Below are 12,967 nucleotides of genomic sequence, written 5' to 3' on the forward strand. Positions count from 1 at the left end.
CCATCGTCCTGACGGCCATGCGTTGGGGAACCCTCTGCCCCGCTCAAGATCTCCGGTAGCCGCCCGCCTCCGTTCCCTCCTCCGACCGCAGTCCAGGCGGTCTTTCGCCGACCCGTGGTAAGATTAGGTGCAGGATAGATGCGGGCAGACGATGCCGGAGCGTGTCCGGCGGGGCTTGGCCCGTTCAGCGAATGAGCATTACCGTCTCCACCCGCTCCGGTGGAGGGACAGCGAGGGGTGGCGTATGGAAGCTCCGGAGTCCATCGAACGGCTCAGTCTCTCCCGCGTGAGCGCCCTCAACGAGGACGAGATCAGGCGTTCGACGCTGCACGGGCTACTGGCGCTCTCGGGCGCCTCGGTGCTCGCTTCCTGGTGGGTGCTGGCCAACGCCGACCGGCTCGATCTTCCTCACTTGCTGACCAGCATTGCCCTGGCGTTGTGCCTCGTTCCCCTGGCCTTCCTCGCCCCCCGGCGGCCTCGGCTCACGGCGCTGCTCTTCCTGGCTGCCCTGAACCTGGCCTGCCTGGCGCTGGTCGGGCCGGCCGGCGTGGTCGAAGTGGGGTACCTCCTTGCCCTCTCGCCCGTGGCGGCGGGAGCCCTGCTGCGCCCCGGGGCTGCCCCGCCCGTGGCACTGATGGACGCGGCCCTCTTCCACCTCCTGGCTCCTTCGGGGACGGCTCTGCCCGTTGCCCTGATCTTGCTGAATGGCCTGGCGGCCTGGGTGGTGCTGCGCCCCCTCCACCACCTGCTGGAGTGGGCCTGGCGTCAGAGCGTGGAGTCCGTGTCCCTGGCGGAGCAGCTACGGGACCAACGAGGCAAGCTCAACCGCACCATCAAGGACCTGGACGTCTCCTATCAGCTCCTGCAGGAGACCAACCGTGAACTGGCTCAGGCTCGCCACGAGGCCGAGATGCTCCGCGACCTGCGCACCCGCTTCGCCACCAACCTCAGCCACGAGTTGCGCACCCCCCTGAACATAATCCTGGGTTTCAGCGACCTGATCTACCGCAAGCCTCAGCTCTATGGCTACCCGGGCTGGAAGGAGGCTCTACGACGGGACCTGGCCGAGCTGCAGCGAAACGCGGGTTACCTGTCGGAACTGGTCAACGACGTGGTGGATCTGGCCCGAGTGGACGCGCTCACCATGCCCGTCCGGCGAGAGGAGTGCGACCTAGGCCGCCTCATCGGGGACGTCGTCGCCACCGTGGGCAGTCTGGCTCGCGATCGTCATCTCCAACTGGAAGCCTTCTGTGCGCCCGACGTGCCCGACGTCTACGTGGACCCTGTCCGCATCCGTCAGGTAGTCTTCAACCTGCTCACCAACGCCATCCGCTTCACCAGACGAGGGTCAGTAGCGATCAGGGCGGAGGTCAGCGGCGCGGAAGTGGTGGTTTCGGTCACCGACTCTGGGCGCGGCATACCCCAGGATGAGCTCCAGACGATCTTCGACGAGTTCTACCAGGTGGGCCGCTCGCGCAGCGATCCAGACGTGGGCAAGGGGTTGGGGCTGGCCATCGCCAAGAGGTTCGTCCAGCTCCATGGCGGTCGCATCTGGGCGGAGAGCGAGCTAGGCAAGGGTTCCAGATTCTGCTTCACCTTGCCGCTGGAAGAGCGCAGCTACGCCCGTTCCCGGCTCGGGCCAGTGCCCTACCTGCCCCGGCCCCGCCACAAGCCTAGGGTAGCGGTGGTCGATGCGGACGGCTCCATCACTCCCTACCTGAGCCGCCGCCTCAGCGACTACGAACTGCTGCGGGTATCCTGTCCGGACGAGGTAGTGGCGCCCGGCGGCCTGGTCGCGGTGGTGGCCAGCCATACCTCCAACGGCGGCCTGGGGGAAGGCCTGGCGGAGCGACTGGCCGACTCCGTCGCGCTGATCGAGTGTACCCTGCCCAGTACGGACTGGATCTTCCACGGTCAGGAGTTGGCGGGGGTCCTCACCAAACCTGTCTCAGCAGAGACCCTGGGCGAGGCCGTGGCTCGAGCTCTGGGGCCAAGGGACACCACCGCCCGCATCGTGGTGGTGGATGATGACCGGGGGTTCGCGCAGTTGGTGGCTCGCATGTTGCAGTCCACCTGGGCAGGGACCGTCGAGGTAATTCCGGCCTACAACGGGCGAGATGGCTTGGCTCGCATCTCCCGAGAGAAGCCGGACCTGGTGTTGCTGGACCTAGTCATCCCGGAGTTGACAGGCTTCGAGGTGCTGGCTGCCATGCGCAGCGATCCCGAACTGGAGGCCATCCCCGTGTTGGCGGTCACAGCAGCCACCCCGGGCGAGGACGAGGTCTCCGTTGAAGGGGCGTGGTTCTCGGTGCGGCGGCGCGGCGGATTCCGGCCTGGGGAGATGCTGGCCCTGCTGGAGAGCGCCCTCAGCGTGACCGCGCACGGTGCGGTGGAGTCCCTCAAGCCGGACGCGCCAGGCAGCGCCGCAAGGCGGCCAGGAACTCCCCCTGGGAGACCGGCTTGGTGAGGTAGGCCTTGGCGCCCAGAGCCTCGGCCAGCTCCGGGTCTTCCACAATGGAACAGATGAGTACCGGGATATGCCGGGTCCGGTCGTCGGCGTGCAGGCTCTGGAGTAGGCTCCAGCCATCCAGCTTGGGCATCATTACGTCCAGCACGATAACGTCGGGCCGAGCCCTTCGGGCAACCTCACAGGCCACTCGCGGATCGCTGACGCTCTGGAGCTGCCAGCTGCGGGAAGAAAGGTAGCGCCGATAGAGCTCTACCGCGCCCGGGTTGTCCTCCACCACCAGAACCGACACCGGGGTACCCGTCTCCAGCGACAGGGTCACGTGGACGTGGCCGTCGCTCTCGGACCAGTCACAGAGCATGCCCTGAGAAGCGGCGATGCGCTGAGCATCCAGCAGACGTCGCTCCTGGGAGCCTTTGAGGCTTCCGGCGAATCGCACCCGCACCTGCACTCTGGATTCCTCGCCAGCATCGACCGACATCTCCACCCGGGATCCGGCGGCCTGCACTGCCGAGCTGAGCAACTGCACCAGCACCTGCCGCAGTATGGAGCGGTCGGCCAGGGCCAGGACCGGTTCCCCGCCCGGAAGCTCCTGCAAGCTAACGCCGGTTCGCACCGCCAAGGGCCGTACCACTGAAGCCGCCTCCGCCAGCAATTCCCGTAGGTCCACGAGGACAGGATCGCTGGCCAGGGCGGTCAGCTCGTCGCTGAGGAAGTCGTGCCTGCCGGGCTCTGCAGGCGTCTCCAGCCCTGCCCGGGCCCAGGAGGAGAGCAGCTCCGCCAGGTCTGCCTCTGCTTCCTCCAGGTCACGATATATCTGCCGGCGGCCGATGGAGAGCTCGCCCTCCATGCGCTCGATGCTCATGCCTTCCACGTAGCGCAGGGTGAGTACGTCGTAACTGCGGGACTCAAGCGCGCCGAAGGGGACCCGTCGCGGGGGACGAAGGGCCTCGATCGCCTCCAGCAGCGTTGAGCGAGCGGTCTCGGCGCGCTCGTCCACCGGCTGGATGGCCGCCACGCTGGGGAACCGGGCCACCAGGCCCGCCTGGGCCAGCCGAACGTTGTCGTACAGGCACTCCAGGGCCTCGTGAACGGCCTCCCGGTCCAGAAGCAACCCCAATGCCCCCTATCCGTGCATCGCTACGTCCATTGTGACGAGCGACGCTCCCATCCGCAACCCCGGGCCCAAGGCGCAGAGAAGCCCGCCGGTGGCCAAGACCCGGCCTTTAGGGATGGCAATTGGGCCGGCAACTCCCGAGGAGTTCGCGCCCCCACGCGCAGAAGAGCCCCGACAGCACAAGCGCCCGTGCGGGAGTCACCGTGCCTGGAGGCGCGGACGGCTCAAGCAAGGAGCCAATCACCCCCGGGGAGTTCGCGCGCCTACGCACGAAGGGGTCCTGAGCGGAGCCACCGGCCAACACTCATCCCCTCCATCGTGAGCCCGTACAGCGCCGCGCTACCATGGGAGGCGCCGACCCGGTGTGCTATGCTTGGCCCACTTCAGACCCGCGCTCGGGGAGAGACGATCGTCCCGCGTTCTGCCGGCCAGGACATCGCCTGTCTCATCGCCTCGTCGCCCCTGGGCGATCTCGTGCGCGGGCGCATCCAGGTGCATCAGCGGATGCTGTTCACTTACGCGCGCTACCACAACCGACGCCGAGGGTGAGCAGGTCCCCGGCGCACTAACCCATGGAGGAAGGCATGACTGCGAACACCCAATCCCGAAGAGAGCACCTCTATTCCCTCCTAGGGCCCCTGCCCGAGCGGGACCGTCCGGTGGCGGCGGATATCGTACGGGTGGAGGAGCGGGACGGCTACCGCCTGGAAACCCTAGTGCTCGACCTCAACGGGCTCGAGCCGGTGCCCGCCTACTTCGTGAGGCCCCTGGAGAGGCAAGGTGGGGTGCCGGTCGTCCTGTACAACCACGCCCACGGCGGTGACTACGTCCTAGGCAAGGACGAGCTGCTACGGGGCCGGCCCAGCCTGCAGGACCCTCCCTATGGCGTCGCCCTGACCGAGGGGGGCTACGCTGCCCTGTGCATCGACGCCTGGAACTTCGGGGAGCGACGAGGTCGCACCGAATCGGAGCTGTTCAAGGAGATGCTCTGGCACGGCCGAGTCCTCTGGGGACACATGGTGTACGATAGCCTCAAGGCTCTGGACTACCTGGAGACGCGCGATGACGTGGACCGATCGCGCATCGCCACGCTGGGGCTGTCCATGGGCAGCACCATGGCCTGGTGGGTAGCGGCCCTGGACGAGCGGGTGAAAGTGTGCGTGGACCTCTGCTGCCTGACCGACTTCCACGCCCTGATCCAGAACCGTGGACTCGACGGCCACGGCATCTACTACTATGTGCCCGGGCTCTTGGAGCACTTCGACACGGCGGCCATCAACGAGCTGATCGTCCCCCGGGCCCACCTGGCCCTGGCAGGTGTATTCGATCGGCTGACGCCACCGGAGGGCCTGGACCGGGTGGATGCCCACCTGCAGAGAGCCTACGCCGAGGCAAGCGTTCCCGAGCGGTGGAAGCTCCGGCGATACAACACCGGGCACTTCGAGACGGCACACGGCCGGCGGGAAGTCTTGGCGTTCCTGCAGCATTGGCTGTAGGCCGTGGGGCGGGCTCAGTGCTGAGATCCCAGAAAGGGAAAGAGGGGCACGCCTAGCCAAGAGTCGAGCGGCGGGCCAGCACGGCGTCCACGGGCAGGCCGTAGAAAGACGTCTCCTGCACCGACTCAACCGCGAACCCTGCCCGCTGCAGCCATGTAGCCATGCCAACGGGGCGGCAATCCAGGTAGCGGGGAGACGGCGGCGCCGGCCGGTGTAGAGGCGCTGAACCCTGCCAGCAGGCGAGCGCTCGGGCAGCGACACACCACGCAGGCGCCCCTCCGGCCGCAACACTCTTCGGCAGGCTGCCAGCACGGCTGGAATCTCTCCCTGCGTGAAGAGCTCGAGGACGAAGCTCATGAGGACCGCGTCGAAGGAGCTCCCCGAAAGCGGTGACTTCAGGACGTCGCCGCACAGATGAAGGGCGCTCAGCTCAGGCTCGCGGCCTCTGAGTCGCGTGTGGGCGCGGGAGCACATGCGATAGAAGACATCCAGGCCATAGACAGACCTGCCCTGCCCCGACCTGCGCATTGGCTCCGCCAGAGCCCGTCCTGCGCCCACCCGCAGTTCCAGCACCCGCTCTCCCAGCCGCGGAGGGAACTCGTCCAGGCCAGCCGAGATAGCGCTCCACTCCCAGAGAGCGGTCATGAGGCCGTACCAAGGGCTTAGCCGGTCGTAAGTGCGACTGGCGGTGTCTGTGGCGAGGAGCACGACGCCGTAGGGCGAGCGCGGCTAGCTCACGCGGTAGCCGAGCCCAGCGCGTGGCCCGCTTGGGCGACTCCGTCGGCCTTACCGCGCAAGCGCAGGGAGTTTCCCACCACCAAGAGGCTGCTGGTAGCCATGGCCGCAGCGGCGATCACCGGGCTGATGAGGCCCAGCGCCGCTAGGGGCACCGCGAACACATTGTAGGCGAAGGCCCATCCCAGGTTCTGCTGGATTACCGCGCGGGTCTGGCGAGACACTTCAACGAACCATGGCACCACGGCCAGGTTCGGTCGGGTGAGGACCAGGTCTGAGGTCTCGCCGGCAACGTCGGTTCCGCCGGCAGTGGTGATGCTGAGGTCGGCCTGCGCTAGCGCGGGGGCATCGTTCACGCCGTCGCCCACCATGGCCACCGTCTGGCCGGATCGCTGCCATTCGGCGATTCGGGCCGCCTTCTCCGTGGGCGAGCAACCCCCCTCGTAATCCTCCAGGCCCAGATCCTTGGCGATAGCCCTAGTTGTCCCGGGGCTGTCGCCGGAGAGCATCACCGGCTGGACCCCATGCGCGCGCAGGGACGCGAGGGCAGCCGGCGCCGTGGGGTTAGGTTGGTCGCGCAAGGCTATGAAGCCCTTCAGGCCATCACCGGAGCCAACCCACACCACCGTCTCTCCGCGCAACTTCCGTCCTTCCGCCTCCTGGGCCAAGTCGGAGCTAGAGTCGACACCAAGGAATCGGTCTGAGCCCACCAGCACTCTCCAGCCGGCTTCGGCACCGTTCGTCCGCACGCTCACTCCCATGCCCCTCACGATCCGCGGGTCCTCCGCCGACGGTGGGGGCGAAGGGGCGGCAGCCACGATCGCTCTTGCCACCGGATGCTCCGAGTACTGCTCCGCCGCTGCCGCCAGCGACAGCAACTCACTGCGGTCGATCCGGGCGGCCGGGACCACTGCCACGTCTGTGACCGACAGCCGGCCTTCGGTCAGGGTGCCCGTCTTGTCAAACACGATGCGCTGAACCCTTGCAGCCGTCTCGAGGGCCACCGGGTTGCGAACCAGGACTCCCGCTCGAGTGGTGCGGCCGAGGACGACCGCGAGAGCCAGTGGCGTAGCCAGGCCCAGAGCGCATGGGCAGGCCACCACGAGCACCGACACGGCTGCCAGGAGCGACCGGGCAGGCGCGTGCCCGGTGAGCCACCAGCCCACGAAGGTGAGCGCAGCCGCCCCCATGATCCCGAAGGCGAAGTAAGCGGAAGCTCGGTCCGCCAAGCGCTGGATGGGCGGCTTGATGGCCAGGGTTCTCTGCACAAGCTGCGCGATCTGAGCCAGGCGGCTCTCTGCCGGTGGCCTGATCACCCGACCGATGATGGCGGCATCAGTGACGACGGTGCCCGCAAGCACCGAATCGCCGGGGCCACGTTCCACCGGGGCGGACTCGCCCGTTACCAGAGACTCGTCCAACGTGGCGTGGCCCTCCTCGATTGCGGTGTCAGCAGGCACACGCTCCCCCGGTTTGACCAGGATCCTGTCCCCGGGGGCAAGGGCGCTGGCACTGACCTGGTGCCACTCATTGTTCCAGGGGCGCCAGGCCTTCGCGGGCTGGAGGGACAGCAGCTCGCGGATGCCCTTGCGGGCCTCGGAGCCACCCACGGCCTCCAGGTAGCGGCCTAACATGACGAAAGTGGTGATCATGACCACGGAATCGAAATAGGCCTCGCCGCTGCCGGTCAGCGTGACGTAGACGCTGTAGGCGTACGCTGACAGCGTGCCCAGACTGACCAGGGTGTCCATGTTGGCGGTGTGGGCGCTGCGCAACATACCCCAGGCACCGCGCAGGAAGCTGCTCCCGCCGTAGAAGAGCGCCGGGGTGGCGAGCGCCCAGACCAGGTACTGCAGCGTCCGCACTTCAGGGTCGCTGAACCTGCCGGCGGCGTACAGGGGGTAGAGCTGCACCAGGTAGAGCAGCATCACCTGCATGCCGAAAGCGGCGGCAGTGATCAGTTGGAGAAGAGTGCGCTCCTGGGACATGGCAACGTGGTGCGACTGGGCGCTCGCCATCGGGGAGGCGTGGTAGCCCAGCCGCTCCAGGCTCTGCAGAACAGAAGCCAGATCTGCCCGGTCCGGGTCATAGTCGATGCGGCCTTGCTGACCGGAGAAGCTGATCTCAGCGCTTCTCACCCCTGGCTGGTGCCGGAGGACGCGCTCGGCCGCGACGGCGCACCCGGGACAGTGCATCCCCTGCACAGTGAAGTGAGCGGACCGCTCGTGCCCCTGGAGGGGTGCCGGCCGCAGCGCAGGCTCAGATGTGGGGTCTGCCAGCACCTGGTCCAGCATGTCGTTCGCCTGGGCCACTTCGTAGACCCGAGCGCAGCCCTGGCTATCGAAGTGCTCTTCCACCCCATTCAGTTCTCTGACGACAGGGCTACCCTCAATCACGCGGCCGCATAGGGCGCACCGCTCGTGCTCATTCGCCACGTGAGATCACCTCCGATGAACCCGCGTTCGCGGACCGTCAGCCCACCTCGGAGTAATCGTGGACAACCAGGTCCCCTTGAGAGAGGTGGGGCCCGAACTCCACGAGCACCTTGCCCTCGGCCAGGCCCGACTCCGCGTGAGCCAGCAGGTCCTCCCAGAGCTCCCACTGGCTCTGGAAGATCAGATGCTGGCGGTCGGGGATATCCACCGAGTAGAGGGCTCGAGCGGTGATAAAACCCGGCTGGCTGGGGAGAAGAGAACGAAGATAGGCTAGCACGCGCTCGAGTGCGGCGCCGATCTGCAACTCACTCATCTGCTCAGGCCCGATGTAGAAGCTCACTTGGTGAACGTAGGCCATGTCCTATCATCCTCATCTTGGCGTCCAATAGATCACAAGATAGGCCAACCACCAGAGAATGATGCCGGGTAGAGCGATTCGCACTATCAGCGGCAACCCGCCTCCTGCCTCTTCAATCTCCCCGGCGAAGCTGTCGATGTAGCTGTCCGGCCGTACCTCTTCCGATTCGTCTTCGATGTCGCGATGGCCCCTGCTCCCCGGGAGGGCGCCTATCCGGTGCGGGATAGCCACGGCCACCGCGAAGATGATGAGAATGAGCGCTCCTCCGAAGGTGTAGGCCAGCTCCAGAGGCACGCGAAGCACATTCTGTGTCACTGCTCACCTCCAAAAGAGACTGTCCAGGGTAGGGTGTAAGAGGCGGCGAGAGGATGCAGCACGCCACAGCCTACCCTCGATTCTCTGCAGTCTGTTTCTCGTCCCAGGGCTCTGGTTCCCTGTCTTCCAGCATCCGGTACTTGGGCTCCTCAATGTTCTTGAACTGACCTGTACGCCAGCCCCAGATGATGGAGGCGATCGCCGTGAGGATAACGAATGCCATCCAGGCGACGACAGTCCACAGACCGATGGGCATGGCTAGCCTCCTTGGCCCTGGTTCGGCAAGGTCTGGACGTGGGCTACCAGGTCCCAGATGTCCGCTTCACTCAGGAAGCCGTAGAAGCCGTACATCATAGTGCCTGGGACCCCGTCCCAAGTTCGCCAGAAGATGTAAGCCTGACTCATGTTGGGGGCGAAGGCCGCCGGCCCGGGGATGCCGTGCCCGGCCGTGTCGGGACCGTTGCCCTGCCCCTGGTTGCTGTGGCAGGGGCCGCAGTAGCTGTCAAACAACTGGGCGCCGTGGTCAGCTGAGATGGTATGGCCCAGGTCCTGAGTCCACATGTCTGTGGAGACGGTCATAAAGTCGGTGGCCACGGAGCCGTCGCCATACACGCTGTCCACGGGCGCGGGTGGAACTGGCCCGCCGGCAGGCACGTTCATGACTATCGCCTGCTGGATGTACTTGATAACGTGCCAGCGGTTCTGGATGGGCATCCATTCGCCCCAGCTGGGCATGGCCGAGTTCTGCAGGCCATAGGTGACCCGGGCAAAGAAGTCACCGTCACTCAATCCGCGCACGTCCGGGTCGGTGAAGTTGGCCGGCGACACGTCCAGATACTGGCCGTCCCAACCGTTTCCCAATCCGGCCAGGCCGTGGCAGTGAGCGCACATCAGGAGGAACATCTGCCGGCCCGGGTCGTAGGCGGCGGAGTCGGGCATCGTCTGCGCCATGGCGATCTCAGGGTACGTCTGCTTGGCGGCGCTCTCCGGACGGGGTTCAGTCTGGGTGAAGTTGGTCCGGATGTAGTGCACGACGTTCCAGCGATCCTCGTCTGAGTACTCTAGTTTCCACGCAGGCATGGCCGTCCAGGGCACGCCCTCGCTGATGCGCCAGAAGTAGTCGGCATCGGTGAAGGTGGGGTTATCCATGGTGCCATAGCTGCCGTCGCCAAAGTCTGGGGGCGGTGGCTCTAGGCCCTGCCGGTAGATGCCGTGGCCACGACCGGCGTCGCCGTGGCAGACCCAGCACTCGCGGATGAAGATGTGCTTGCCCGCCTCCAGAGTCTCGATACCGGCCGGCACAGGGTTAGTGAGGCCAGCGTAGGGCTCCGGCGGGTCGCCCTCATCCGGGTCGCGAGCCATGGGCGCGGCGAACACCTGCTGCACGTACCGGATGACGCTCCAGCGCTGTTGCTCAGTGAGGCTGGCCTTCCAGACAGGCATCACCGTTCCCGGGACACCCTCGGAAACGTGCCAGAACCACTGATCATCTGGCATGCTCCTGACGGGTTCCTGCTTGAAGTCCGCCGGAGTGACGATCTTGGTACCGGCGTAGTGGCCCAGCCCGTTGCCAGCGCATCCGTGACAGGTCAGGCAGTACTTGACGTAGATCTCCTTGCCCTCCTGAAGCCCAGCTGCAGTCCACGTGGCCCAGCCCTGTGACTGGTCACCGGGCACCGGAGTCGCGGTCGGGTAGGGAACGGGGTCCACAGAACCGGCATACTCCGCCGGCGGCAAAACCATGTGTTGGGCTGAGGTACGATCGCCCAAGCGCGACAGGTAGGCGGCAATGTCCTGCAGCTCCTGCTCCGGGAGGAAGTACCAGTTGGGCATGATGGAGAGGGGCGACAGGTCTCGCGGGCGCCTCAGATGCTCGATCTCCCAGGCCACGCTGCGTTTGCGGCCGATGTAGGACAAGTCTGGCCCAGTCCTCTCCGACCCCAGGATCATGGGGTTGTCGAACACGTAGTCCCCGCCATCGGAGACGGAGCCCATGCCTGTGTCCTCGTCGCGGACGTACTGGGTGTGGCAGTAGTTGCAGCCGTTGCTGTAGTAGGCGACCCGGCCACGTTCTTCGGCCTCAGTGTAGGGGAGAGCGATGAAGGTTTGGCTGGGGTTCCACACCAGACCGGGAATGAAGACGGCGGCCGCTGCCACGGCGAGGAACACGATCATGGCGCCGAACACCACCACTCTGAAGGTCATTCTCATGCGGGCACCCCCTAATAGGCCGGCGCCGAGTAGGCAGTGGTCTCGCCCGGCTCTACGGTCGGGTGGCGGGCCGGTCTGCCTGCCAAGGCCGTGGCGAAGAGGTTGTAGGTGAAGATCATGAAGCTAAGGACCAGTAGGACGCCTCCCGTGGCCCGCAGAGCCATGTAGGGCCGCAGGCCAGGCAGGACGCTCCACACCGGAAGACCCTGGTGCACCCAGTTGGTTCCCTGGGTCAGGCCGGTGAGCAGGAAGCCTCCAAAGAAGAAGGTGAACCCCACGACGTAGAGGCTGTACTGAACATTGGCCAGCGTGCGGCTGAAGAGCACCCGTCTGTAGATCCTTGGAATGACATAGTAGGCCCCGCCGACCACGGTGGAGGCGGCGAAGAAGAGCAGAGACAAGTGTGCATGTCCGGGAACGTACTGAGAGAAGTGCGTCAGCAGGTTGATGTGGCGCAGCGCTTGATGCGAGCCCTGATAGGAGACGAGAACGTAAGCCGCCCAGCCGGTGACGATGAAGCGCAGAGGTAGGCTCGTAAGAACACGGTTCCAGTTGCCTCTCATGGTGAGGAAGATGTTCATCATGAAGGCGACCACCGGTAGGACCATGCCGATGCTCTCGGCGACAGCTATGGTCTTGAGCCAATAGGGGATCGGCGCCCACAGAAGGTGGTGCGCGCCCACACCGGTGTAGAAGAAGGCGATACCCCAGAATGCTATCAGGGAAAGGAAGTGGCTGTAGAGTGGGGTATTGGTCTCCTTGGGCACCACGTAGTACATCACCGGCAGCAGCCCGGTAGTGAACCAGAGGCCAAGGACGTTGTGGCCGTAGAACCAGTTGAAGATGGTGTCGTCGATACCGGTGAGGGCCCCGGTCCAGGGATGCCACATAACGTTTCCGATGAAGTAGAGCATGGGCATCCAGACCAAGGTGCCGGCAATGTACCATAAGCTAACGTAGAGCTTGGGCTCTATCCGGTGGCGAATGGTCATGTAGAGGTTCGCCAGGTTGAGCACGAGCACCACCATGACGGCGACATCAACTCCCCAGGTGAGCTCGGCGTACTCCCGGCTCTGAGTGTGCTGGTTGACCAGGCCCCAGATGCCAACGATGAGAGCGACGTTCCATAGAATGACCGTGAGGTTGCCCAGGGACTCACTCCAGAGGCGGCGGCCCGTGAGCCTCGGCACTATGTAGAGCCACATACCCATCATGCCACCAGAGAGGAAGGCGAACATGACGGTGTTGGTGTGTGCCTGGCGCAAGCGGCTGAAGACCAGTTGGGGTATCCCTTCGAGGAAGTCAGGGAACACGAACTGAGTCGCCAGGATCAGGCCCATCAGGACTCCGATGACGATCCAGATCGAGGCAGCTAGGATGAAGTTACGGCTAGCACTATCCGGTTTGGTGAACATTGACCGACTCCTGTCGCGATCGAAGCTCAGGCCAACTCGGTGCTGGAGGGGACGGTACTGCATGTGAGGACAGCAGCAGCTCACGGAGAGTGGCAATAGGTGGCCGATCCAGCGGCACTAGCCGAAAGGGAGGCGTTCGACAGGAGAGGGTGCATACGCATCGCAGACCACCCTGGCAACAGACCATGCCAACACTGAATCAGGCGCCTTACCAGTCCGCGGTTGGCGACCGGGCGCCCGACACGCTCCGCCAACCGACTCGATTCTGCTCCCGGTGCCCTGCCTCTGTCAAGCCAGCTGCAGACAACTGCATCAGAGCGGATACCGGCTTGCTACGGGTGAGATGAGGCGCCGCGCGCAGGTCACTCGTGTCGATACGCCGTGTCAGCGAGCTTGTTCGCAGCGCCTTCCCGCTCTA

9 protein-coding genes and 1 pseudogene are annotated in these 12,967 nt (G+C 65.5%); 2 read left to right on the forward strand and 8 right to left on the reverse strand.

Annotated features, from left to right (window positions below; all coding sequences use genetic code 11):
* The first annotated feature begins 244 nt into the window (after positions 1-244).
* Positions 245-2,467 carry a hybrid sensor histidine kinase/response regulator gene (locus HPY83_11465; protein NPV08563.1) on the forward strand — a complete coding sequence of 741 codons (2,223 nt, stop codon included), beginning with the start codon at positions 245-247 and terminating at the stop codon, positions 2,465-2,467.
* Here HPY83_11465 and HPY83_11470 read toward each other — a convergent pair.
* Positions 2,400-3,587: a response regulator gene (locus tag HPY83_11470; GenBank protein NPV08564.1), complete on the reverse strand. Its 1,188-nt coding sequence runs from the start codon at positions 3,585-3,587 to the stop codon at positions 2,400-2,402. The genes HPY83_11465 and HPY83_11470 overlap by 68 nt on opposite strands.
* Before the next feature lie 581 nt (positions 3,588-4,168).
* Between HPY83_11470 and HPY83_11475 the strand changes: the two genes are divergently transcribed.
* Positions 4,169-5,080 (forward strand): alpha/beta hydrolase, encoded by a 912-nt coding sequence (locus HPY83_11475; GenBank protein NPV08565.1) that lies wholly within the window; start codon positions 4,169-4,171, stop codon positions 5,078-5,080.
* A gap of 267 nt (positions 5,081-5,347) precedes the next feature.
* Here the strand turns inward: HPY83_11475 and HPY83_11480 are convergent.
* The 7 genes and pseudogenes from HPY83_11480 to HPY83_11510 form a co-directional block, all read right to left on the reverse strand.
* Positions 5,348-5,725, reverse strand: a pseudogene (locus HPY83_11480) (class I SAM-dependent methyltransferase).
* An 89-nt stretch (positions 5,726-5,814) separates the two neighbouring features.
* The gene (locus tag HPY83_11485) at positions 5,815-8,250 is read right to left on the reverse strand and encodes a cation-translocating P-type ATPase (protein ID NPV08566.1); all 2,436 of its coding nucleotides are present in this window, start codon (positions 8,248-8,250) and stop codon (positions 5,815-5,817) included.
* A 37-nt stretch (positions 8,251-8,287) separates the two neighbouring features.
* Positions 8,288-8,608, reverse strand: coding sequence for a hypothetical protein (locus HPY83_11490; protein ID NPV08567.1), 321 nt, complete (start codon positions 8,606-8,608; stop codon positions 8,288-8,290).
* A gap of 12 nt (positions 8,609-8,620) precedes the next feature.
* Entirely contained in the window at positions 8,621-8,923 is a 303-nt protein-coding gene (locus tag HPY83_11495) for a hypothetical protein (protein NPV08568.1), read from the reverse strand.
* 70 nt (positions 8,924-8,993) lie between these two features.
* Positions 8,994-9,179 carry a cbb3-type cytochrome oxidase assembly protein gene (locus HPY83_11500; GenBank protein ID NPV08569.1) on the reverse strand — a complete coding sequence of 62 codons (186 nt, stop codon included), beginning with the start codon at positions 9,177-9,179 and terminating at the stop codon, positions 8,994-8,996.
* A gap of 2 nt (positions 9,180-9,181) precedes the next feature.
* On the reverse strand, positions 9,182-11,134 hold the full coding sequence (locus tag HPY83_11505; protein ID NPV08570.1) for a c-type cytochrome: 1,953 nt from the start codon (positions 11,132-11,134) through the stop codon (positions 9,182-9,184).
* 11 nt (positions 11,135-11,145) lie between these two features.
* Positions 11,146-12,549 (reverse strand): cytochrome-c oxidase, encoded by a 1,404-nt coding sequence (locus HPY83_11510; GenBank protein ID NPV08571.1) that lies wholly within the window; start codon positions 12,547-12,549, stop codon positions 11,146-11,148.
* Between the last annotated feature and the right edge of the window lie 418 nt (positions 12,550-12,967).

Source organism: Anaerolineae bacterium (assembly GCA_013178015.1).
Taxonomy (GTDB): domain Bacteria; phylum Chloroflexota; class Anaerolineae; order DRVO01; family DRVO01; genus Ch71.

Excerpts from the sequence above, each read along its gene's own strand:
- HPY83_11510 (NPV08571.1), bottom strand. The coding sequence starts at position 12,549 with ATGTTCACCAAACCGGATAGTGCTAGCCGTAACTTCATCCTAGCTGCC.
- HPY83_11490 (NPV08567.1), bottom strand. The coding sequence starts at position 8,608 with ATGGCCTACGTTCACCAAGTGAGCTTCTACATCGGGCCTGAGCAGATG.
- HPY83_11505 (NPV08570.1), bottom strand. The coding sequence starts at position 11,134 with ATGAGAATGACCTTCAGAGTGGTGGTGTTCGGCGCCATGATCGTGTTC.
- HPY83_11500 (NPV08569.1), bottom strand. The coding sequence starts at position 9,179 with ATGCCCATCGGTCTGTGGACTGTCGTCGCCTGGATGGCATTCGTTATC.
- HPY83_11475 (NPV08565.1), top strand. The coding sequence starts at position 4,169 with ATGACTGCGAACACCCAATCCCGAAGAGAGCACCTCTATTCCCTCCTA.
- HPY83_11465 (NPV08563.1), top strand. The coding sequence starts at position 245 with ATGGAAGCTCCGGAGTCCATCGAACGGCTCAGTCTCTCCCGCGTGAGC.